Raw genomic sequence first — 19,127 nt, 5'->3', positions numbered from 1 at the left:
ACGCGCGGCTCCTAATGCAGTCGCGCCTTGGCACGTGCCCGGGTCAATCCTTCCGCAAAAGACACCGCCGTGTCCAGACCCCTGCCACTGCCTAATGCGACAACCGCAGGGCGGCTGCGCGAAAGCAGTGCACGCGCCGCGTCCCGGGTCGATTCGACGCTGACGGCGTCGATCCGGGCCACCAGCTCCTGCACCGTCTGCGGCCGGCCATAGGCCAGGACGTGGCGGGCGAGCTGCTCGGCACGGGAGGAGCAGCTCTCCAGCGCCATCAGGAGGCCCGCCTTCATCTGCGCCTTGGCCCGTGCAATCTCGGCCTCGGTCAGGGTCTCCACCGAATCATTCATGACGTCGACCACGACTTCCATCATCTCCGGCGCATCGGCCGGATCGGTACCGGTGTAGAGGCCGAAGAAGCCGGTATCGGTATAGGGCGCGTGGAAGCTGTAGATCGAGTAGCAGAGGCCGCGCTTCTCGCGCACCTCCTGGAACAGCCGCGACGACATTCCGCCGCCGAGGATGTTGGTGAAGACCTGGAGCGAGAACAGCGACAGATCGTTCTGCGGCACACCTTCCAGCGCCAGCGTCAGATGCGCCTGCTCGAGCTCGCGATGCACGACCTTAGCGCCGCCCTTGCCGAACTGGGCGGCCTGCGGCTTCGGGCCCGGCGTTCCTTCAAAGCTTGCAAAGCGCTTCTCGGCCTCGGCGACCACCTGGCTGTGATCGACCGCGCCGGCGGCCGCCACCACCATGTCGGGCCCGCGATAATGCGTCGACAGATAGCCGCGCAGCATGTCGCGGTTGAAGGCGCGCAGCGTCTTGGCGGTGCCGAGCAGCGAGCGGCCCATCGGCTGGTCGGGATAGCAGAGCTCGTTGAGATGCTCGAACACGACGTCGTCGGGCGTGTCCTGCGCGGCACCGATCTCCTGCACGATGACGTTCTTCTCGCGCTCCAGCTCGTCGGGCTCGAAGGCGGGATTGGCCAGGATGTCGGCGAGCACGTCGAGCGCCAGCGGCACGTCGGCCTTCAGCACCCGCGCATAATAGGACGTGGTCTCGGTCGAGGTGCCGGCATTGAGGTCGCCGCCGACAGCCTCGATCTCCTCGACGATCTCGCGCGACGAGCGCTTGGTCGTGCCCTTGAACGCCATGTGCTCGAGGAGATGCGAGATACCGTGCTCGTTGGGCTTCTCGTCGCGTCCGCCGACGCCGGCCCAGACCCCGAGCGCCGCAGTCTCGAGATGGGGCATCTTGTCGGTGACGACGGTGAGGCCGGACGCAAGCTTGGAGATCTCGACGCTCATCCGGCAACTCCCTGTTTTGCGGCACGGCTGACCGACAGCACGAACCGCTCGACCTCGGCCTGATCGTTCTTCATCACCTTCATGTGTTCGGATTTGGTCATGAGGCCGTCGAGCCAGGCCGGCAGTTGCGGCCGCTGGCCGCAGGCCGCTTCGACCGCGTCGGGGAATTTGGCCGGATGCGCGGTGGAGAGCACGATGCTGGGCACCGTGGTGTCGGTGGTGTCGCGATCGGCGACCGCGAGCGCGACCGCAGTATGGGGATCGACCAGCTCGCCCGCCTCACGCCAGGCGGCGCGGATCGCGGCCGCGGTTTCGGTCTCGTCGGCGCGCCCGGCGTCGAACTCCTCGCGGATCGCGGCGAGCGTCGCATCGGGCAGCACGAAGCGCCCGGACTGCTTCAGCGAATCCATGAGACGGCGCACACCGGCCGCATCGCGCCGGCCGGCTTCGAACAGCAGCCGCTCGAAGTTCGAGGAGATCTGGATGTCCATCGACGGCGACGCCGTGGCGTGCACCTCGCGCACCTCGTAGATGCCGGTCTTCAGCGTCCGCGCCAGGATGTCGTTGACGTTGGCGGCGATGCGCAGGGTCCGCACCGGCAGACCCATGCGCTTGGCGACGTAGCCGGCAAAGATGTCGCCGAAATTGCCGGTCGGCACGACGAAGTCCACCGCGCGCGCCGGCGCGCCGGCGGCAACGGCGGAGGTGAAGTAATAGACCACCTGGGCAACGATACGCGCCCAGTTGATGGAATTGACGCCGGACAGCGAGGTCGCATCGCGGAAGCGATGGTTGTTGAACATTCCCTTCACGAGGGCCTGGCAGTCGTCGAACGTGCCTTCGATGGCGAGCGCATGCACGTTGGCCGCGCCCGTCGTCGTCATCATCCGCCGCTGCACCTCGGAGATGCGGCCGTGCGGGAACAGTACGATGAGATCGACGTTCTCCAGCCCCGCGAAGGCTTCGACCGCAGCGCCGCCGGTGTCGCCGGAGGTTGCGACCACGATGGTGGTGCGCTGGTCGCGCTTGGCGAGCACATGGTCCATCAGCCGCGAGATGAGCTGCATCGCCACGTCCTTGAAGGCGAGCGTCGGGCCGTGGAACAGCTCCAGCACGAACTGGTGCGGCGACATCTGGCGCAGCGGCACCACCGCGGGATGGCGGAAGGTGGCGTAGGCCTCGTTCGCCATCCGGCCGAGCTCAGCGTCCGTGATCTCGCCTCCGGCGAAGGGACGGATCACGTCGACGGCGACCTCCCAATACGGGCGGCCGAAGAAGCCGGCGATCGTGTCAGCCGAGAGCTGCGGCCATGTCGCCGGCACATACAGGCCACCGTCGCGGGCAAGCCCGGTCAGCATCACGTCGCAGAAGCCGAGTTCGGGGGCCTCGCCCCGGGTCGAGATATAACGAGTCAAACTGCCCTCCAAAGGCCGGCCAAGCCGAAGCTTGATCCGTAAGCCTTTGATTTCACGATATTCCTGATTAACAGCCAGAGGCTTTGGGCCACCATAAAGTGTTTTGCGGCATCGGGAAACCGCTTCCCGCCCGCACCCTTTGCAACGAAAAGGGCTGCGGCAATGCCGCAGCCCTCTCTTGGAAGGTCTGTCGTTGATATGTGCAGACCAGTTTGGCTCGTCCGGGGCGCCTGCCCGCTAAAACTGCTCGCGCAAGCTTTCGTCGCCTGTCCTCAGACCGTCAAGGGCGAAAACCGGGCGCGACGACAAATGTTCCTGTTTTTCCCGACGCGTATGAACGCCGCATACCCGTCCGCATACTGGCCACAAGGCCGGCTTTGCCATTTCTTCCTGAACCCTTGATCGCGGCAGGAACGAACGCAGCCGCAGTCCATTGTGTCGGCGGATAGCGTCCGCCGTCGGCCACGCATTGCCCGGCCGGCGGAGTCGCCGATCCGTCGGCCGAACCGCTGCATCCTGGAGCAGCCGGTTCGGTCGCTGGCGGGACGTCAGTTCATGCCGATTTCCACCGCAATCCGGATCAGGTCGGAATGGTTCTTGGCCCCCAACTTCTGCTTGAGCAGGGAGGTGGTGTTGGCGACCGTCTTGTAGGAGATCCCAAGCGCCTCGGCGACCTCGACGATCTTGTCGCCGCGCCCGAGCAGGCGGAGGATCTCGAGCTCCCGCGGCGTCATCTGCGAGGCCGGATTGGCCTTGATCGCCGCACCGGAGAACGTCACGGCCTCCGCCAGCTGCGGCGAGATGAAATTGTCGCCCGCGACCACCTTGCGCACCGCCTTCAGCAGGATCCTGGGATCATCTCCCTTGGAGACATAGCCCTGCGCCCCCAGCTCGACCGCCCGCACCACGAAAGCCGGATCGTCGTTCATGCTGAACATGATGATCTTGGCATCAGGATCGTCCTTGCGGATCCGCCGCATCAGCTCGAACCCGGAGACATCCGGCAGGCTGATGTCGATCACGGTGACGTCGGGCCGCTTGCTGATATAGGCGCGATGGCCGGATTTGGCGTCCATCGCCTCGTCGATGCGGATCGAATGGTCGGATGCGAACAGGGTTCGGCAACCCGACAGCACCACAGGATGGTCGTCGACGATCAGGACCCTGGTCGCCGGCTTGGCGGTATCTTGCATCGCGCGCTCTCTGGTTTTTCAACTCATAGACCGGCGGGAACAAATGGAAAGAGAGAAATCCGCCGGGACGCGTTAGAATTGAACTAATGTGGCAACACCTGTCGTTCAGAACCCAACTGTTTCTTCCGCTCGGCGTGAGCTTCCTCGCCGCGCTGGTCATGGGCGGCGTGCTGCTCCAGAGCTTTGCGACCGGCCAGCTGGCCGACGAGAACGAATTGGGGCGACATTCGGCCCGAGCGGTCGCCGCGGCGCTCAACAACACCCTGCGTGCCTCGGACAATCCGCGGCAGACGCTCGACGCCTTTGTCCATTCTTTGGGCACCTCCTCCGATATCCAATTCCGTCCTGTCGAAGCGGGTCCCGAGCCCTCGCCAACGGCCGGTCCGCGCAAGCCGCATAGCGTGCCGCAATGGTTCATCGACCTGCTCACCATCCCGGACATGGACGCGGCGTCCCCGCTGATCATCGACGGCAAGCGGGTCGGCGATCTCGTGTTCCTGCCCGACCTGTCGGTCGACCTGTTCGAGAAATGGATCGGTTTTCTGGCGCTGACGAGCCTCATCGCCGTGCTGACGGTGCTGACCGGAACGATCGCCTATCTCTTCGCGGAATCGGCACTGCGCCCCCTGCAAAATCTGGGCGCAGGCCTCACACGAATACGGCGCGGCGATTATGCGACGCCGATCCCGGTGGCAGGGCCGCCGGAGATCCGGCAGAGCTGCGAGGAGGCCAATGCGCTGGCGGCGACGCTCGCGCGACTAAGCCAGGACAATCGCGACCTGCTGCACCGCCTGGTGTCGCTCCAGGACGACGAGCGGCGCGATCTCGCCCGCGAGCTGCACGACGAGCTCGGCCCGCTGCTGTTCAGCATCCGCGCCGGCACGATCGCCCTGATCGAGGCTTCGCCGCCGGTGGGACATCTCGGCAATACGGCACAGGAGGTGCTGCAATCGGTCGAAGCGCTCCAGCAGACCAACCGCCGCATCCTCGACCGGCTGCGGCCGCTCTATATCGAGGAATTGGGGCTGGAAACCAGCGTGCAGACGCTGCTCCGGAACTTTCGCAAGCAGGCCCCGCATATCGGCCTGACCGCCACGGTCGATCCTGGTCTCAACGGGCTCGACGGGCCGCTGGCCCAGACCGTCTATCGCGTGATCCAGGAGGCGCTGACCAATGTGCTGCGCCATGCCGCAGCACGCAATGCCCATGTGCAGGCGGCCATTTCAGGCGACGCGCTCGCCATCGAGATCTCCGACGACGGCGGGGGATTTCTCGAGGGCAACGTGTTCGGCCGGGGTCTGACCGGCATGCATGAGCGCGTGCGCGCGCTCAGCGGATCGCTGTCATTGCTGCGCGCGGATGAACGAACCTATGTGCGCTGCCGTCTGCCCGTGCAGAGGACGCGCGACGAGCCGGCGCAAAGCTAGCACGCGCAGCCGTGATGCGCGTTCTGTCGCGCCGGCGCGCACAGCGTGCTGTCGATTTTGCCTTCCGCACTGAAGCGAAACGAGGCGTGAATGCGCAGCGCGCCCGCGACGGAATATTCGAGATCGACGCCATCAGGCACGGGATGGATCTCCTCGAGACCGAAGCCGGCCGACGAAAATGCGCTGAGCCGCGGCCCCCAGTAGACTTCGAGCTCGTCTCGGCCGCGATAACGCTGCGTGCCGTTGCACGTGCATTCGATCTGGGCGTCGTCCGCATAGAGGTCGAGCAGCGTCGCGAGGTCGCCTTTCCGGCAGGCATCCACCCAATCGACGACAATTCCCATCTGATCGAAATCGCTCACGCCGCAATCCTGTCTGCCGCGAAATTTTGCATGCGGCTTAGGACCACACTCGTGAATACGCGCTGAATGGTAAACCCCGGGTGATACCGGGTTCCTCCCGGGAACCTCCGGAAGATTCAGCTCGAGCGACGTCCCCTCACCCAGACGCCGAACGCGATCAGCACCGCGCCTGCAAGCGCGAACCAGGTGACGGCGTATTGCAGGTGATCGTCCTTCAGATGCACGTCGAGCGGACCCGGACGCGGAATGCCATTCGCGGGCGCGGGCTGCTCCAGATCGATGTAGAACGGCGCAACCGTGCCCCAGCCGAGCGCGCTCGCGATCGCCACATGATCGCGCACGAACCAGAGCCGCTTGTCGCGGCTCTCCGCCGGCGTCAGCCAGCCCGGCGGTTCGGGAAAGCGCAGATAGCCGGTGAGCGCGACCGGCTGCCCGGTCACGAGCTTCTTCACCGCGCGATCCTCGACGCTGCGATCCTGCATCGTGTTCTCGACGAAGCCGGCATCGATCACGACCATCTCGCCGCTCGGAAGCCGCGCCGGCAGGAAGGCCCAGGTGCCGGGACCGGAGGCGTCCTTGCGTACGGCCGAGCCGGACGAATAGACCATCGCATCGGGCGAGGCGGCGAAGGTCGCAGTGAAGCTGACACGGCGGAATTCATCGCGCGCGGGATTGAGCGCAGCCCATTGTGCGGGCGGCGGCAGCGCGATGGGTGCCGCCGCCAGACGCTCGGTGAGTGCTGCGATCAGCTCGTGCTTGGCGGTCCGGCGCTGCAATTGCCAGACGCCGAGGGCAACGAAGGCGGCCGTCAGGAGAAGCGTGAACAGCGCAAAGCCGGCCACGCGAGGCTTGCGCGCAGTCTCGTTCATTTCGCGCGGTCGACCAGCCGGCCCGGCGCTGCCTTGTGGTGGAATTGCAGCGCGATCAGCAGCGACTTCATCGCGCGCAGTGGCAAGAGCGTGGTGGCGAGGATCAGCGGCAGCCACAGCACGGCATGCAGCCAGTACGGCGGCTGGTACTTGACCTCGACGATCAGCGCGCACGCAACGACGATCCCACCGGCGAGCATGATGATGAAGATCGCCGGGCCATCGCCGGTGTCGATGAAGGCATAGTCGAGGCCGCAGCGGTCGCAGGAGGGTGCGAGCGTCAGGAAGCCCGCATAGAGCTTGCCCTGGCCGCAGCGCGGACATTTGCAGGCCAGCCCGCGCATCGCGCTTTGCAGGACGGTGGTTTCGGACTTGGGTGGACCGGCGGTGTCATTCATGATGGCGGACTCTATCACAGTTTCCGCCGAAACTTCCGGCGGCGCAAAAGCGAAAGGGCGGCCCTGCGGCCGCCCTTTCTGATCGATCCAAAGCTGCTCAGTGCGCGCCGTGGGCCATGGTCTCGGCGCCGTGTCCCCACACATAGATGCAGAGGAAAAGGAACAGCCAGACCACGTCGACGAAGTGCCAGTACCAGGCGGCGAACTCGAAGCCGAGATGCTGCTTCGGCGTGAAGTGGCCGGCATAGGCACGGAACAGGCAGACCAGCAGGAAGATGGTGCCGACCAGCACGTGGAAGCCATGGAAACCGGTCGCCATGAAGAAGGTCGCGCCATAGACGTTGCCGGCGAACGAGAACGCCGCATGGCTGTACTCATAGGCCTGCACGCAGGTGAAGAGCGCGCCGAGCACGACGGTGAGGATCAGGCCGTATTTCAGGCCCTGACGATCGTTCTCGAGCAACGCATGGTGCGCCCAGGTCACCGTGGTGCCCGAGGTGAGCAGGATCAGCGTGTTCAGGAGCGGCAGATGCCAGGGATCGAAGGTCTCGATGCCGTGGGGCGGCCAGGTGCCGGGGACCGCGCAGGCTCCGGCCGCGGTGCCGAGGCCGCAGCCGAACACGGCATCGCGGGTGGCGTGGACAGCGTCGGCCGGAAACAGCGCCGCGTTGAAATAGGCCCAGAACCAGGCGACGAAGAACATCACCTCGGAGGCGATGAACAGGATCATGCCGTAGCGGTGATGGAGCTGCACGACGCGGGTATGGTCGCCCTTGTACTGGGCTTCCTTGATCACGTCGCCCCACCAGCTCGCCATGGTGTAGAGCACGCCGACGGTGCCGACGCCGAACACGATCGGCGCGGCCGAGAACATGTGGTGCATCCAGGCGATCGCGCCGACCGCCATGATGAAGGCCGAGAGCGAACCGACCGCCGGCCAGGGAGAGGGATCGACCAGATGATAGTCGTGATGCTTGCCTTGCGCGGTAGCCATTTGCGGTCTCTCTCCTCAATCCCGTGCCTGTCCGGCACTTATCCCCTTGTGTCCAACCCCCAGAGCGTGAGCCCGGCGGTCAGAGATTTCCCTTGCGTTTGTCGCCTTCCCCGGACGCGAGCGGCTTCACCACCGGATCCTTCACCGGGTAGAACGTGTAGGACAGCGTGATCGTGCTGAGCCCGTCGTTCTCGTGGTCGTCGGCGATCGACGGATCGACGTAGAACACGACCGGCATCTCGCGCTTCTCACCGGGCGCCATGGTCTGCTCGGTGAAGCAGAAGCAGTTGATCTTCTGGAAGTAGGACCCGACCGTCAGCGGCGCGACGTTGTAGGCGGCCTGGCCGGCAGTGGTGCGCGCGGCCTGGTTGGTCACGGTGTAGAAGACGGTCGTGACCTGGCCGATATTGACCTCGATCTCGCTCTGCTCCGGCTCGAACTTCCAGGGCAGACCGGGCGCGACGTTGGAATCGAAGCGCACCGCGATCTTCCGCGCGATCGGACCGGTGGCCGGCGCGGCGGTCGCGACCTGGGTCGTGCCGTTGAAACCGGTAGCGCGGCAGAACCAGTTGTAGAACGGCACCGCCGCATAGGAGGCGCCGACCATCAGCGCCACCACGCCGCCGCAGATCGAGGCGACCAGCACGTCACGACCGAGGCCCTTACCGACGCCTTTCCTGGCCGTCCGGCTCTGATCCCGCGATATGGTCGGCTCGTGATCCATTTTCCCTACATCGGCCGGACTAGAACTGCCGGTCCCTTGACCATGGTGACGGCGAAGAACAGCACCACGAGCACGCCGAGCGCGAGCGCGATCGCGATCGAGCGCTGACGGCGGCTCTTCTTCTGCGCCTCGGTGAGAACGATTCCATCTGGCTCGGGTTTGTCCGCCACCGCGATCATGCGCCCCCTGCCATCGGAGCAAGCGCCCGGAACACGACCTCGGCCAGCAGGGTCGCGAACAGCGCGAACAGGTAAAGGATGGAGAAGGCGAACAGTTTTCGCGTGGCGCGCAACGACTGGCTGCGCTCGCGGCGCATATAGACGTTGATCGCGAGCACCAGCATGCCGGCGCCGAGGATCAGCGAGACGACACCGTAGACGGCGTCGAAATAGCCGAGCGCCCAGGGCGCGGCGGCCACCGCGATCAGCACGATCGTGTAGAGCAGGATCTGGAGGCGGGTCGCATCGGGACCGGCGACATTGGGCAGCATCGGAATGCCGGCGCGCGCGTAATCGTCCGAGCGGAACAGCGCCAGCGCCCAGAAATGCGGCGGGGTCCAGAAGAAGATGATGGCGAAGAGAAGCAGCGGCTCGACGTCGACCGTGCCAGTCACCGCGGCCCAGGCCACCACCGGCGGCAACGCACCGGCGGCGCCGCCGATCACGATGTTCTGCGCGGTCCAGCGCTTCAGCCACATCGTGTAGATCACGACGTAGAAGAAGATGGTGAAGGCGAGCAGCGCGCCCGCGATCCAGTTGACGAGGATGCCGAGCGTCATCACCGAGAAGAAGGCGAGCGTCATGCCGAACGTCATCGCCTCGGGACGGGTGATGCGGCCACGCGGAATCGGCCGGTTCGCCGTGCGCGACATCTTGGCGTCGATATCGCCTTCGAGCGCCATGTTGAGCGCCCCGGAGGCGCCGGCGCCGACGGCGATGCAGAGCAGCGAGGTGATCGCCAGCACCGGGTGGAAATGCCCGGGCGCCATCGCCATTCCGACCAGCGCGGTGAAGATCACCAGCGACATCACCCGCGGCTTGAGCAGCGCAATGTAGTCGCCCACCTCCGCTTCGGAGATGCGGGGATTGATGTCGACGGCGTTCTGGTCGAGGACGGACACTAAATCAACTCGCTTCGTTATGGAGCCGCGGCGCCCGTCATGGGCGCCGCGGGTGATCGCTCACTGCACGCGGGGCAGCACTTCGAACTGATGGAAGGGCGGCGGCGAGGGCAGCGTCCACTCCAGCGTGGTCGCGCCGGCACCCCACGGATTGTCGCCAGCCGGCACCTTTTTCGCAAAGGCATCGATCACGCAATAGAGGAAGATCAGGACGCCGAAGCCGGAAATGTAGGAGCCGACCGACGAGACCAGGTTCCAGCCGGCGAACGCGTCGGGATAGTCGACGTAGCGGCGCGGCATGCCCGACAGGCCGAGGAAGTGCTGCGGGAAGAACACCAGGTTCACGCCGATGAAGGTGACCCAGAAGTGCGCCTTCGCCAGCGTCTCGTTGTACATGTAGCCCGTCATCTTCGGGAACCAGTAGTACCAGCCGGCGAAGATCGCGAACACTGCACCGAGCGACAGCACGTAGTGGAAGTGCGCGACGACGTAGTAGGTCTCCTGGAGCACGCGGTCGACGCCGGCGTTCGCCAGCACGACGCCGGTGACGCCACCGACCGTGAACAGGAAGATGAAGCCCACGGCCCAGATCATCGGCGCGCGGAATTCGATCGAGCCGCCCCACATCGTGGCGATCCACGAGAAGATCTTCACGCCGGTCGGAACCGCGATCACCATCGTCGCCGCGACGAAATAGGCCTGCGTCGCCGACGACATGCCGACCGTGTACATGTGGTGCGCCCACACCACGAAGCCGATGCCGCCGATCGCGACCATGGCGTAGGCCATGCCGAGATAGCCGAACACGGGCTTGCGCGAGAAGGTGGAGACGATCTGGCTGATCATGCCGAAGCCGGGCAGGATCAGGATGTACACCTCGGGATGGCCGAAGAACCAGAACAGGTGCTGGAACAGCACGGGGTCGCCGCCGCCGTCGGGCGCGAAGAAGGTCGTGCCGAAATTGCGGTCGGTGAGCAGCATGGTGATCGCACCGGCGAGCACCGGCAGCGACAACAGCAGCAGGAACACGGTCACCAGGATCGACCACACGAACAGCGGCATCTTGTGCAGGGTCATGCCCGGCGCGCGCATGTTGAAGATCGTGGTGATGAAGTTGATGGCGCCGAGGATCGACGAGGCACCCGCCAGATGCAGCGACAGGATCGCGAAGTCGACTGCCGGGCCGGGATGGCCGGAGCTCGACAGCGGCACGTACATGGTCCAGCCGGCGCCGACGCCGTTGGCGCCCGGCTCGCCCTCGACGAAGGTCGACATCAGCAGCAGCCCGAAGGAGGCCGGCAGCAGCCAGAACGAGATGTTGTTCATGCGCGGGAACGCCATGTCGGGCGCGCCGATCATCAGCGGCACGAACCAGTTGCCGAAGCCGCCGATCATCGCCGGCATGACCATGAAGAAGATCATGATCAGGCCGTGGGAGGTCACGAAGACGTTGTAGGTGTGCGTCTCGTGGAAGATCTGCACGCCCGGATACATCAGCTCGGCACGGATCGCGATCGACATCGCGGCACCGATGACGCCGGCGATGACCGCGAAGATCAGGTACATCGTGCCGATGTCCTTGTGGTTGGTCGAATAGACGTAGCGTCGCCATCCGGTCGGATGGGCGTGCTCGTCATGTCCGTGGTCTTGCGCGTGATCGCCGTGTGCCGCTGCGCTGGTTGCCATTTTCAAATCCTGCCTTGCGTCCCAATCGGACCTTTGGAGGTCCCGCCCTTTATGTCGCTTTCAGTCCCCTCGAGCCTTTACCCGACGCCTACTGCGTCGGGCCGGCCGCGGAGGCGTAGGTGCCGGTGCCACCGCTCGCAAACTTCTTCTTCGCCGTTTCGACCCAGGAGGCGAATTCCTTGTCTTCCACGACGCGAATCGCGATCGGCATGAAGGCGTGATCCTTGCCGCAGAGCTCCGAGCATTGGCCGTAGAACATGCCGGTCTTGGCGGCCTTGAACCAGGTTTCGTTCAGTCGCCCCGGAATGGCGTCGATCTTCACGCCGAACGCCGGCAGCGCGAAGGCGTGGATGACGTCCGCACCGGTCACCTGAACACGAATCACCTTGTTGACCGGCACCACCATCTCGTTGTCGACGCCGAGCAGGCGGGGCTGCTTGTCCTGGGCCATCAGCGAGTCGAACTCGAACTTGCCGTTGTCGGGATAGGCGTAGGACCAGTACCACTGCTTGCCGGTCGCCTTGATGGTCAGGTCCGCCTTCGGCACGTCGAGCTCCAGGAACAGCAGGCGGAACGACGGCACCGAGATGCCGACCAGGATCAGCACCGGAACCAGCGTCCAGGCCACCTCGATCAGCGTGTTGTGGGTGGTCCGCGACGGCACCGGATTGGCCCTCGCGTTGAACTTGATGACCACGACCACCAGCAGCGCCAGAACGAACAGCGTAATCAGCGCGATGAGCACGAACAGGAAGTTGTGGAACCAGACGATATTGTCCATCACCGGCGAGCCGGACTGCTGGAGCGTCCACTCCCATGGCGCCGGCTGCCCAAGCTCGGCAAATGCCGCGCTGCCCGTCGCCAGTGTCAGACCAGCTACGGCCAATCCCAGCAAATGCCGGCCTACCCGGCCCTTCGACATCCTCATGCCGTTCGCGCTCCCCTTACGAAATCACCCCAGGTGCGTCCCCCTATTTCCGGGAAACGCTTATTCGATCCGTCCGTCTGACAAACCGCCACTCAAGAATACCTCTAAGAGGAATTGGGGCCAGATCGCTAGAACGCCGAAATCAAGCTTCTCAAACCATAATTCTTGATCTATCGCAATGCAGTCTTGAACCCCATCTGCCAGCGATCACCCGCAAGATATTTCCTAGTAACATCAGACAAAAATACCGTTTCCCGGGATGCTGCGGCTTGACAGCGGAATTGCCCGTTGTAGGCACTGGCGAACGGCCGCACAGGAACCTGATTCGTGCCGGCGGCGGCGGCCTCGGCGGCGCGGAATTTGCTTGGGAATTGCCTTCAAGACGCCGTCATTTCCGTATCAGTCCACCCGCGCAAGCGACCCAAGCGAGCAGAGGGACCGACCCCGATGGGGCTTTCGAGATGCATGGCAAGGCCGGATAGCAGCCTCAACGCGCTGATCGGCCTTCTGGCCGCCGCCCTTCTCCTTGCTTTACCCAGCCTCGCCCATGCGCAGGGCGCGGTGCGCTCCGTCCATGGCGACTGGCAGATTCGCTGCGACACCCCGCCGGGCGCCCAGGCCGAGCAATGCGCCCTGATCCAGAGCGTCGTGGCCGAAGACCGCTCCAATGCCGGCCTGACCGTGATCGTGCTCAAGACCGCCGACCAGAAGAGCCGCCTGATGCGCGTGGTCGCCCCCCTCGGCGTCCTGCTGCCCTCCGGCCTCGGGCTGAAGCTCGACAATCAGGACGTCGGCCGCGCCGGCTTCGTCCGCTGCCTGCCCAATGGCTGCGTCGCCGAGGTCGTCATGGACGACAAGCTGCTCGGCCAGCTCCGCACCGCCAAGACCGCGACCTTCATCATCTTCGAGACGCCGGAAGAAGGCATCGGCTTCCCGCTCAGCCTGAACGGACTGGGTGAGGGGTACGACAAGCTGCCGTAGGCAGCTGGACCTATTGTTTCCGTAATGTGAGGCTTCGCGCCCTCGCGGAACTGGTCTGAAACCATTATCTTGCCCCACATCTCCAGATAATGGACGGACACATGACCAATCCCGACACAACCTCCCTGCTCGACCGCGCCAATCTCGACCGCGACCAGGTTCGCCACGAGGTCGCGCGCGGGCTTGCCGGCGCCGACGACGGCGAGCTGTTCCTGGAGTACAGCCAGACCGAAGCGCTGATGTTCGACAATGGGCGGCTGAAGCAGGCGACCTACGACACCTCCCAGGGTTTTGGCCTGCGCGCCGTCAAGGACGACGCGGTCGGCTACGCCCATTCCTCCGACGTGTCGCTGCCGGCCCTGATTCGCGCCGCCGACGCGGTTGCCGCCGTGCGCGGCGGCTACTCCGGCAGCTTTTCGGCCCCTCCCCCGCATACCAATGTGCGCCTCTATGGCGACGACAACCCGCTCGATGCGCCGGGCTTCGAGACCAAGGTCAAGCTGCTCGCCGAGATCGACGCCTATCTGCGCGACAAGGATCCGCGGGTGCGGCAGGTCAGCGTCAGCCTGGGCGCAACCTGGCAGGTGGTCGAGATCCTGCGGCCCGACGGCGAGAGCTATCGCGACATCCGCCCGCTGGTGCGCGTCAACATCTCCGTCGTCGCCGGCCAGGGCGACCGCCAGGAGAGCGGCAGCAAGGGCTATGGCGGCCGCGCCGGCTATGCCGAATTCATCGAGAGCAAGAACTGGCGCGACGCCGCCGACGGCGCGCTGCGCGAGGCGCTGGTCAACCTGGAGTCCATTCCCGCCCCTGCCGGCGAGATGGACGTCGTGCTTGGCGCAGGCTGGCCCGGCGTGATGCTGCATGAAGCGGTCGGCCACGGGCTCGAAGGCGACTTCAACCGCAAGAGGACCTCGGCCTTTGCCGGCCTGATGGGCCGGCAGGTCGCGGCCAAGGGCGTCACCGTGGTCGACGACGGCACTATTGCCTCGCGCCGCGGCTCGCTCTCGATCGACGACGAGGGCACGCCGACCAATCGCACCGTGCTGATCGAGGACGGCATCCTGGTCGGCTACATGCAGGACCGCCAGAACGCGCGGCTGATGAACATGAAGCCGACCGGCAACGGCCGCCGCCAGGGCTATGCCCATGTGCCGATGCCGCGCATGACCAACACCTACATGCTCGCGGGCGATCGCGATCCGGCCGAGATCCTGGCGTCGGTGAAGAACGGCGTCTTCGCCGCGAATTTCGGCGGCGGCCAGGTCGACATCACCTCGGGCAAATACGTGTTTCAGTGCACCGAGGCCTACAAGATCGAGAACGGCAAGATCGGCGCCCCGCTGAAGGGCGCCATGCTGATCGGCAACGGGCCAACCGACCTGCATCGCATCCGCATGATCGGCAACGATCTCGCGCTCGATACCGGCATCGGCACCTGCGGCAAGAACGGCCAGGGCGTGCCGGTTGGCGTCGGCCAGCCGTCGCTTCTGATGGAACGCATTACGGTGGGTGGAACAGGCGCATGAGTGTTGAGAAGATGACTGCGACCACCACCAAGCGGAAGAGCAGCGGTTGGGGCGGGCAACTGGTGCAACTCGCCGGCATCGTCGCCGCGGTGTTCATCGCCAAGGGCGCGCTCGCCGAGCCGTTCTACGTGCCGTCGGGCTCGATGGAGCCGACGCTGCTGATCGGCGACGCCCTGCTCGCCTCGAAATTCCCCTACGGCTACGGCACCTCGTCGCTGCCGATCCAGATCAACCTGCCCGAGAGCGGCCGCGTGTTCGCGGAGACGCCGAAGCAGGGCGACGTCGTGGTGTTCCGCTGGCCCGGCGATCGCTCGCAGGCCTGGGTCAAGCGCGTGGTGGGTCTGCCCGGCGACCGCATCCAGATGCGGCAGGGCCAGCTCTTCATCAATGACCGGCCCGCCGAGCTCAAGCCCGACGGCATCGGCGCCGCCGAGGACGACAATGGCGGCAGCGAGCCTGCCTACCGCTATGTCGAGACGCTGCCGAACGGCGTCTCGCACCTGATCTTCAAGATGCGCGACAATGGCCCGCTCGACAACACGCCGGAGGTGACGGTGCCGGCCGGACATCTCTTCGTGCTCGGCGATAACAGAGACAACTCCGCCGACAGCCGCGTGCCGCTGCGCTCCGGCGGCGTCGGTCTGCTGCCGATCGACAATCTGGTCGGACGCGCGGATGCCGTGCTCGGCTCCTGGGACCTCGGCATGCGCGGCCAGCCGGTGTGGACCTGGCTGTCCGGTTTCCGCCTCGCGCGGTTCTTCACCGCCGTGCATTGACCGGAAGTCTCCTCACCTCACGATGAACCGCGACGAATTCCTCGCGCTCGCGCTGAGAAATCCCGTCAACGTTACGATCATCGACGAACTCGCGCGGCTCGCCCTTCCGGATGCGTGGCTGGTCGCAGGTTGCCTGGTGCAGACGGTGTGGAACGTGCTCACGGGCCGCGCCGTCGATCACGGCATCGCCGACTACGACGTGTTCTATTTCGATCCCGATACGTCGTGGGAGGCGGAAGACGCGGTGATCCGCAAGCTGCAGGCACGGCTGGCGCATCTCGGCGTCAAGGTCGAGATCCGCAATCAGGCGCGCGTGCATCTGTGGTACCCCGACAAGCACGGCCTGCCCTATCCGCCGTTGACGCGTTCAACCGACGGCATCGACCGCTTCCTGACGGAGAATACCCAGCTCGGTATCCAACCCGCGGGCGGGAGCTTCGACGTCTATGCGCCGCACGGGTTCGACGACGTCGCGCGATTGATCGTGCGGCCCAATCGGGCACAGAATTTTTCCATTGCCAATTACGCGGCGAAGGCCGCGCGATGGAAGGCGCTGTGGCCGGAGCTCACGGTCATTGCGGCGGAGTGAGATGCCTCGCCACGTCATGGCCGGGCTTGACCCGGCCATCCACGCGCAGCCGCGATGGAGAAACGACGTGGATGCCCGGGACAAGCCCGGGCATGACGACCGTGTATTCGACGCTAGCTAAATCCTACCGCACCACGCCCGACGTGAACCCCGCCTTGCGGCGCGGCGGCTTGATTTCCTTTTTCAGGAAGCACCGCGCTTCGCGGCCGGTGTAGCCGGGACGGGCATAGGTGAAGGCGCGGCATTTGTTGTCGGCGGTGCAGGCGGCCTTGCACGCCTCCTCGCCTTCGCCGTCCTTGAGTTCAAAATTGCGCAGGTCGCCACCGGGGCGGTCGATCGAGGTCTCCACGCCTTCGACGCGCGGCTCGATCACGCCGGCGCCGCGCACACCGGAGATGCAGCAATTGCCCGGCACGCGCGGCGGCACCGTGTTCTTGAGCCAGCACACCGCCCCGGCGCCGTCGATGTCGGGATAGCTGAAGCTCCACGAGCGGCAACGGCGGTCGCGCTCGCACAGCAGCGCGCAATCCTCGGGGTCGCCCGATGTGACCGGCGTGCTGAAATAGTCACCGCCGGGCCGGTCGAATGCCGTCTGGGCGCGCGCAGGCCAGCTCGCAAGCACGAGCGAGAGCAGCGCGGCGCATGCCACGACGCTTGCCAAGACCCTTGCCATGACGGACAGGCGGCCCTTCCCCATCAGAACAGCTTTCGAGTTATTGACGACGCTCAGGTTTTTTCAGCCGGTCATTTGATCGCCGCAAACCTGTATGGGCGATGAACGGCTTAAGTCCCGGTCGTTGGCCTGTTGGTCTAGAACGCGTACTCCGCGTAGGCCGGTTCCACGGAGCCCTTCCAGGGGCCGTTGAACTTCTCGAGCATTTCCTCGGCCGGCGTGCGGCCGGAATCGATAATGCGGTCGAGCGGCTCCAAATGCCGCGTTTCGTCGCGGCCGAGCTGGTCGATCCGGCCGCGCCGGCGCAGGCCGGCATGTGCCAGAACGAGGCATTCCTTGGCGATCTCGAACAGATAGCGGTCCTTGATCCGCGCCTTGAAGCCGAAGCGCGGCACGTCGTCGCGCAGGGCCTGACGCTCATGCGCGCTCCAGTGCTTCACCATGTCCCAGGCGGCATCGAGCGACACATCGTCATAGAGCAGCCCGACCCAGAACGCCGGCAGCGCCGGCAGACGGCCCCACGGTCCGCCGTCGGAGCCGCGCATCTCGAGATAGCGCTTCAGCCGCACTTCCGGGAAGATCGTCGAGAGATGGTTGGCCCAGTCCGACAATGTCGGCCGCTCGCCGGGAAGATTGTTGTTGCGGCCGTCGAAGAAGGCGCGGAACGAGGAGCCCGAGACGTCGATGTAGTCTTCGCCGCGCTTGACGAAATACATGGGCACGTCGAGCGCGTAGTCGACATAGCGCTCGAAGCCCATGCCGTCCTCGAACGCCCAGGGCATCATGCCCGCGCGCGCATTGTCCGTGTCGCGCCAGATCTCGGAGCGGAAGGAGAGGAAGCCGTTCGGCTTGCCTTCGGTGAACGGCGAATTTGCGAACAGCGCGGTTGCGACCGGCTGGAGCGCGAGCGACACACGCAGCTTCTTGACCATGTCGGCTTCGGAGGAGAAGTCGAGATTGGTCTGCACCGTACAGGTCCGGTACATCATGTCGAGGCCGTACTGGCCGACCTTCGGCATGTAGTTGGTCATGATCTTGTAGCGGCCCTTGGGCATCACCGGGATGTCGGCGCGCGACCAGGACGGCGTCATGCCGAGCCCGAGGAAGCCGATGCCGAGCGGCGCTGCGATCTCGCGCACCTGCGCCAGATGCGCCATCAGCTCGCTCTGGGTCTGGTGCACGTTTTCGACCGGCGCACCGGAAAGCTCGAACTGTCCGCCCGGCTCGAGCGAGATCGCGCCGCCGCCGGTGACGTCGTAGAGGCCGATGATGTTGCCCTTCTCCATGATCGGCTCCCAGCCGAGCAGGAGCTTCATGCCCTCGAGCAGCGCGCCGATGCCGCGTGCGCCTTCGTAAGGCACCGGGCGGTACCCTTCGAGCGTGAAAGGCGTCTTCTCGTGCTCGGTGCCCATGCGGAATTCGGACGGATCCTTGCAGCCTTCCTCGAACCACGCAACGAGCTCGTCGCGCGATTGCAACGGCGTCATATCGATCTGGTCTCGCGCCATATCAAACTCTAATCAAAAGCGCTTCGACCGAATGCGCGGGTGACAGGGATGGTCCGCGAACCGACGGGCGCGCGGACGTGCTGGTTTGCCGCGCGATCATCGCGGCGGCGTGCTTTCGTTGACGTTGGCGACGGGCGGAAGCTTCATCTCGCCGCACGAGCAGCCCAGCCGGTCGAGCAGGCCGCTGAGCTTGACGGCATCGGCATCGGACAGTTTCGAGCCGACATATTTCTCGATCGCAGCGGAATAGGCACTCCACATCCGCTTCTGCAACTCGCGGCCGGCTTCCGTGATCTCGACGAACTGTCCGCGCTTGTCGATCTTGCATTCGCGCCGCGAGGCAAGGCCCTCATCGACCAGGCGGTCGATCAGGCGCGAGGTGGAGTATTGCGGGATCAGCATCTGCCTTTCGAGTTCCACCGGCCGCAACTCGCCGGAGGGCGCGCGGGACAGTTCGAGCAGCGCGTCATACCAGGCCAGCGGCGGGAACCCCGCCTTCTTCAGGTCCTGCTCGACGCAGTCGAGCACGCGGCTCTGCACCCGCATCAGGCGGATCCAGGCGGCGGTTGCCTCGGTCGATGGCTTGCGTTTCATGGTCCCGCTCAAACTCGTCGCCCGTCTCTTACCCTACTCGATGCACCTGCATCAATCTTG

The 19,127-nt window shown here is 65.2% G+C and carries 20 protein-coding genes; 5 read left to right on the top strand and 15 right to left on the bottom strand.

What is annotated here, in order from left to right; all coding sequences use genetic code 11:
* Positions 1–11: 11 nt before the first annotated feature.
* The 3 genes from BJA_RS06000 to BJA_RS05990 form a co-directional block, all read right to left on the bottom strand.
* Positions 12–1,301 carry a M16 family metallopeptidase gene (locus BJA_RS06000; RefSeq protein WP_011084001.1) on the bottom strand — a complete coding sequence of 430 codons (1,290 nt, stop codon included), beginning with the start codon at positions 1,299–1,301 and terminating at the stop codon, positions 12–14.
* The gene (gene thrC / locus BJA_RS05995) at positions 1,298–2,716 is read right to left on the bottom strand and encodes a threonine synthase (protein WP_063921382.1); all 1,419 of its coding nucleotides are present in this window, start codon (positions 2,714–2,716) and stop codon (positions 1,298–1,300) included. Before thrC ends, BJA_RS06000 begins: the two co-directional genes overlap by 4 nt.
* 548 nt (positions 2,717–3,264) lie before the next feature.
* Positions 3,265–3,909, bottom strand: a complete 645-nt coding sequence (locus tag BJA_RS05990) for a response regulator transcription factor (protein ID WP_011083999.1) — start codon at positions 3,907–3,909, stop codon at positions 3,265–3,267.
* Positions 3,910–3,995: 86 nt separating this feature from the next.
* On the opposite strand from BJA_RS05990, the gene BJA_RS05985 reads away from it, so the two are divergent.
* Positions 3,996–5,336 carry a histidine kinase gene (locus BJA_RS05985; protein ID WP_011083998.1) on the top strand — a complete coding sequence of 447 codons (1,341 nt, stop codon included), beginning with the start codon at positions 3,996–3,998 and terminating at the stop codon, positions 5,334–5,336.
* On the opposite strand, the gene BJA_RS05980 is transcribed toward BJA_RS05985, so the two are convergent.
* From BJA_RS05980 to coxB, 9 genes are all read right to left on the bottom strand, one after another.
* Positions 5,333–5,698 (bottom strand): nuclear transport factor 2 family protein, encoded by a 366-nt coding sequence (locus BJA_RS05980; protein ID WP_011083997.1) that lies wholly within the window; start codon positions 5,696–5,698, stop codon positions 5,333–5,335. The two genes, BJA_RS05985 and BJA_RS05980, sit on opposite strands and share 4 nt — an antisense overlap.
* A gap of 116 nt (positions 5,699–5,814) precedes the next feature.
* Complete coding sequence (locus tag BJA_RS05975) at positions 5,815–6,567, bottom strand: SURF1 family protein (RefSeq protein ID WP_038965289.1); 753 nt, start codon at positions 6,565–6,567, stop codon at positions 5,815–5,817.
* Positions 6,564–6,965 carry a DUF983 domain-containing protein gene (locus tag BJA_RS05970; protein WP_011083995.1) on the bottom strand — a complete coding sequence of 134 codons (402 nt, stop codon included), beginning with the start codon at positions 6,963–6,965 and terminating at the stop codon, positions 6,564–6,566. The genes BJA_RS05975 and BJA_RS05970 overlap by 4 nt, the downstream gene beginning before the upstream one ends.
* Positions 6,966–7,062: 97 nt before the next feature.
* Entirely contained in the window at positions 7,063–7,959 is an 897-nt protein-coding gene (locus tag BJA_RS05965; RefSeq protein WP_011083994.1) for a cytochrome c oxidase subunit 3, read from the bottom strand.
* A gap of 79 nt (positions 7,960–8,038) precedes the next feature.
* Positions 8,039–8,683: a cytochrome c oxidase assembly protein gene (locus BJA_RS05960; protein ID WP_011083993.1), complete on the bottom strand. Its 645-nt coding sequence runs from the start codon at positions 8,681–8,683 to the stop codon at positions 8,039–8,041.
* Between the two features lie 5 nt (positions 8,684–8,688).
* Positions 8,689–8,862 carry a hypothetical protein gene (locus BJA_RS05955; RefSeq protein WP_011083992.1) on the bottom strand — a complete coding sequence of 58 codons (174 nt, stop codon included), beginning with the start codon at positions 8,860–8,862 and terminating at the stop codon, positions 8,689–8,691.
* Complete coding sequence (locus tag BJA_RS05950) at positions 8,859–9,803, bottom strand: heme o synthase (RefSeq protein ID WP_011083991.1); 945 nt, start codon at positions 9,801–9,803, stop codon at positions 8,859–8,861. Before BJA_RS05950 ends, BJA_RS05955 begins: the two co-directional genes overlap by 4 nt.
* Positions 9,804–9,863: 60 nt before the next feature.
* Positions 9,864–11,489 (bottom strand): cytochrome c oxidase subunit I, encoded by a 1,626-nt coding sequence (gene ctaD / locus BJA_RS05945; protein WP_011083990.1) that lies wholly within the window; start codon positions 11,487–11,489, stop codon positions 9,864–9,866.
* Between the two features lie 88 nt (positions 11,490–11,577).
* Positions 11,578–12,417: a cytochrome c oxidase subunit II gene (gene coxB, locus BJA_RS05940; RefSeq protein WP_011083989.1), complete on the bottom strand. Its 840-nt coding sequence runs from the start codon at positions 12,415–12,417 to the stop codon at positions 11,578–11,580.
* Between the two features lie 447 nt (positions 12,418–12,864).
* On the opposite strand from coxB, the gene BJA_RS05935 reads away from it, so the two are divergent.
* From BJA_RS05935 to BJA_RS05920, 4 genes are all read left to right on the top strand, one after another.
* On the top strand, positions 12,865–13,398 hold the full coding sequence (locus BJA_RS05935; RefSeq protein ID WP_028173706.1) for an invasion associated locus B family protein: 534 nt from the start codon (positions 12,865–12,867) through the stop codon (positions 13,396–13,398).
* A 101-nt stretch (positions 13,399–13,499) separates the two neighbouring features.
* Positions 13,500–14,927 (top strand): metalloprotease TldD, encoded by a 1,428-nt coding sequence (gene tldD / locus BJA_RS05930; RefSeq protein WP_038965288.1) that lies wholly within the window; start codon positions 13,500–13,502, stop codon positions 14,925–14,927.
* Positions 14,924–15,703, top strand: coding sequence for a signal peptidase I (gene lepB, locus BJA_RS05925; protein ID WP_011083986.1), 780 nt, complete (start codon positions 14,924–14,926; stop codon positions 15,701–15,703). Before tldD ends, lepB begins: the two co-directional genes overlap by 4 nt.
* A gap of 22 nt (positions 15,704–15,725) precedes the next feature.
* Positions 15,726–16,292 (top strand): nucleotidyltransferase family protein, encoded by a 567-nt coding sequence (locus BJA_RS05920; RefSeq protein WP_011083985.1) that lies wholly within the window; start codon positions 15,726–15,728, stop codon positions 16,290–16,292.
* 124 nt (positions 16,293–16,416) lie between these two features.
* Here BJA_RS05920 and BJA_RS05915 read toward each other — a convergent pair whose 3' ends face one another.
* The 3 genes from BJA_RS05915 to BJA_RS05905 all read right to left on the bottom strand — a co-directional run bounded on the left by BJA_RS05915 (position 16,417) and on the right by BJA_RS05905 (position 19,067).
* Positions 16,417–16,989 (bottom strand): PAN domain-containing protein, encoded by a 573-nt coding sequence (locus BJA_RS05915; RefSeq protein ID WP_011083984.1) that lies wholly within the window; start codon positions 16,987–16,989, stop codon positions 16,417–16,419.
* Positions 16,990–17,102: 113 nt separating this feature from the next.
* Positions 17,103–18,473: a glutamate--cysteine ligase gene (locus tag BJA_RS05910; protein WP_011083983.1), complete on the bottom strand. Its 1,371-nt coding sequence runs from the start codon at positions 18,471–18,473 to the stop codon at positions 17,103–17,105.
* A gap of 96 nt (positions 18,474–18,569) precedes the next feature.
* A complete protein-coding gene (locus BJA_RS05905; protein WP_011083982.1) occupies positions 18,570–19,067 on the bottom strand; it encodes a MarR family winged helix-turn-helix transcriptional regulator in 498 nt (165 codons plus the stop codon).
* Positions 19,068–19,127: the final 60 nt, after the last annotated feature.

Origin of the sequence: Bradyrhizobium diazoefficiens USDA 110, from assembly GCF_000011365.1 — a bacterium.
In the GTDB taxonomy this organism is placed as follows: Bacteria; Pseudomonadota; Alphaproteobacteria; order Rhizobiales; family Xanthobacteraceae; genus Bradyrhizobium; species Bradyrhizobium diazoefficiens.
The sequence above is the reverse complement of the archived record's forward strand: the minus strand, read 5'-3'. Positions and strand labels throughout refer to the sequence as shown.

Coding starts and splice junctions, on each gene's coding strand:
- BJA_RS05920 (WP_011083985.1), top strand. CDS start 15,726: ATGAACCGCGACGAATTCCTCGCGCTCGCGCTGAGAAATCCCGTCAAC.
- lepB (WP_011083986.1), top strand. CDS start 14,924: ATGAGTGTTGAGAAGATGACTGCGACCACCACCAAGCGGAAGAGCAGC.
- BJA_RS05960 (WP_011083993.1), bottom strand. CDS start 8,683: ATGGATCACGAGCCGACCATATCGCGGGATCAGAGCCGGACGGCCAGG.
- BJA_RS05935 (WP_028173706.1), top strand. CDS start 12,865: ATGGGGCTTTCGAGATGCATGGCAAGGCCGGATAGCAGCCTCAACGCG.
- BJA_RS05965 (WP_011083994.1), bottom strand. CDS start 7,959: ATGGCTACCGCGCAAGGCAAGCATCACGACTATCATCTGGTCGATCCC.
- BJA_RS05955 (WP_011083992.1), bottom strand. CDS start 8,862: ATGATCGCGGTGGCGGACAAACCCGAGCCAGATGGAATCGTTCTCACC.
- BJA_RS05910 (WP_011083983.1), bottom strand. CDS start 18,473: ATGGCGCGAGACCAGATCGATATGACGCCGTTGCAATCGCGCGACGAG.
- BJA_RS05915 (WP_011083984.1), bottom strand. CDS start 16,989: ATGGGGAAGGGCCGCCTGTCCGTCATGGCAAGGGTCTTGGCAAGCGTC.
- ctaD (WP_011083990.1), bottom strand. CDS start 11,489: ATGGCAACCAGCGCAGCGGCACACGGCGATCACGCGCAAGACCACGGA.
- tldD (WP_038965288.1), top strand. CDS start 13,500: ATGACCAATCCCGACACAACCTCCCTGCTCGACCGCGCCAATCTCGAC.
- coxB (WP_011083989.1), bottom strand. CDS start 12,417: ATGAGGATGTCGAAGGGCCGGGTAGGCCGGCATTTGCTGGGATTGGCC.
- BJA_RS05970 (WP_011083995.1), bottom strand. CDS start 6,965: ATGAATGACACCGCCGGTCCACCCAAGTCCGAAACCACCGTCCTGCAA.
- BJA_RS05905 (WP_011083982.1), bottom strand. CDS start 19,067: ATGAAACGCAAGCCATCGACCGAGGCAACCGCCGCCTGGATCCGCCTG.
- BJA_RS05975 (WP_038965289.1), bottom strand. CDS start 6,567: ATGAACGAGACTGCGCGCAAGCCTCGCGTGGCCGGCTTTGCGCTGTTC.
- BJA_RS05985 (WP_011083998.1), top strand. CDS start 3,996: ATGTGGCAACACCTGTCGTTCAGAACCCAACTGTTTCTTCCGCTCGGC.
- BJA_RS05990 (WP_011083999.1), bottom strand. CDS start 3,909: ATGCAAGATACCGCCAAGCCGGCGACCAGGGTCCTGATCGTCGACGAC.
- BJA_RS06000 (WP_011084001.1), bottom strand. CDS start 1,301: ATGAGCGTCGAGATCTCCAAGCTTGCGTCCGGCCTCACCGTCGTCACC.